Source organism: Mucilaginibacter sp., assembly GCF_036383575.1.
Classification (GTDB): domain Bacteria; phylum Bacteroidota; class Bacteroidia; order Sphingobacteriales; family Sphingobacteriaceae; genus Mucilaginibacter.
The window spans coordinates 1-1,722 of sequence record NZ_DASVOB010000668.1; the positions used below are offsets into that span (position 1 = coordinate 1).

Genomic DNA, 1,722 nt, shown 5'->3' on the forward strand with positions numbered 1-1,722 from the left:
AAGTGCTTAAAAATTCGTTGTTTTTGCCACAATTTTGAGCCATCAAACAACTCAAAAACTACATATCATGACAACAAAAACAGTAAAAACAATCTATTGGATAGGAGTAGCACTAACTTCATTATGGTTCGGAACAAGCGGCTTTTGCGAGCTTACTACCAATCCTCTTGTATGGGCAATAACAGTAAAATTAGGCTATCCTCCACACTTTATTTATATCCTTGGTGTTGCTAAACTTTTAGGCATAGCTGTACTTTTAACACCTAACAGGTTGCTCAGGTTAAAAGAATGGGTATTTGCAGGTATCTTTTTCGATATCCTATTTGCCTTCCTATCTAAAATAGCTGTACTTGGTTTCCCTGCTACAATAGATGCAATTGTTGCCTTTATCATGGTAACATTAACCTACATTATGTTCCGCAAACTGTATCCGGCAGCATACGTAGCACCGGCGGCTTTATAAAAACAATACGTTAGGTTGCGCCTGCATTTCAGGCTTATACAAATAAAAGGAGGCCTTTCCGATATGGAAAGGCCTCCTTTTATTTGTTTCTTTTTAACCGGGGATAGGTTTTTAATCTTCAAGTACAGGAGCGTCTTTTATTTTTTCCAGTACCGATGCCGGTAAATATGGTCGCCCGCCGGTTGCAGGTACGCAGGTACCTGTAAACACAGCCTTGGTCATTACCTTATTATTGAAAATTATAGACTGCTTAAAGTGCAGCTTAGGCAAGCCACCTTTATCGGTATACAAGGTGCAGGTAACTGTAAACTCATCGCCTTTTTTTAATGACCTTAAAAAACTGATGCTATAGTTTGACAGTACCATGTAAATGCCGTTTTTTGCTTCGGTTTCAAAATCAAAGCCCAGTATTTCCCTGATATAATCATGCCTGCAGTATTCCATGTAAAACGGATAATATAAACCATCCATAATTTCCTGCACATCTATATGCTCATCTTTTGCAACATAGGTTTTTGAGTATTCCATAATAATTTGATTCTTCTTTGTTATATCGCAAAGCTATTGAACCTTTTCGTTTCAGAATAACCAAAATCGTCGATCTGAAATTTAGTACATAAGCCTGACAGTATCGGGCTCCCGGCTTTACATCAGGTTAGTTTAGGGCTTAGTCGGTGAAAAGCAGGTGAACGCCGATTGTGCCGGCCTGTGATTGAGCAACCGGCTATATTTGAATAGTTTCAATATAAGTTCATAATTTAAAATCATGATAAGATCTCAATCAACATGGTCGCGCCGCCAGTTTATTACTACCCTTGCCGGTACAGGGGCTGCAATGATGCTAAGCCCGCTGGCTACATGGGCTATTGATGAAATAGACCCAAGGGTGGCTGCGATTGTAGCCGCAACGATAGGCATTGATACGCATAATCATATCGACGTTCCGCTCACGGCAGACGCATTGCCTGGTCCGGATATCGACCTTGCCGGCGAAATGAAACGCTCTGGCTTATCTGCCATCTGCATGACCTTCGCGCTCGATTATCAAAAGCTGACTAACCCGGGAGAAGCCTACGACCGGTTCCTGAATGGCCTTGCTGCCATGGATCAGCAGTTGAAAAACAATGGTATAAAACGTTCCCTGAACCTGGCAGATCTGAAAGCTGCTCATGATAAACATCAGCCAACCGTGATCCAGTCAATTGAAGGTGGGCATTTTTTGGAAGGAAAACTGGACCGGCTCGCTGTAGCATACGATA

General features: G+C 41.6%; 2 protein-coding genes and 1 pseudogene. 2 read left to right on the forward strand and 1 reads right to left on the reverse strand.

The genetic code is table 11. From position 1 onward, the window contains the following. The first annotated feature begins 67 nt into the window (after nt 1-67). Nucleotides 68-463, forward strand: coding sequence for a DoxX family protein (locus tag VF500_RS23385; RefSeq protein ID WP_330861986.1), 396 nt, complete (start codon nt 68-70; stop codon nt 461-463). A 111-nt stretch (nt 464-574) separates the two neighbouring features. Here VF500_RS23385 and VF500_RS23390 read toward each other — a convergent pair whose 3' ends face one another. Further along, a complete protein-coding gene (locus VF500_RS23390) occupies nt 575-991 on the reverse strand; it encodes an acyl-CoA thioesterase (RefSeq protein WP_330861987.1) in 417 nt (138 codons plus the stop codon). A 238-nt stretch (nt 992-1,229) separates the two neighbouring features. Between VF500_RS23390 and VF500_RS23395 the strand changes: the two are divergent. Continuing rightward, nucleotides 1,230-1,722 (forward strand): annotated as a pseudogene (locus VF500_RS23395) (peptidase M19); the annotation flags it as partial.

Coding starts and splice junctions, on each gene's coding strand:
- VF500_RS23390 (WP_330861987.1), bottom strand. CDS start 991: ATGGAATACTCAAAAACCTATGTTGCAAAAGATGAGCATATAGATGTG.
- VF500_RS23385 (WP_330861986.1), top strand. CDS start 68: ATGACAACAAAAACAGTAAAAACAATCTATTGGATAGGAGTAGCACTA.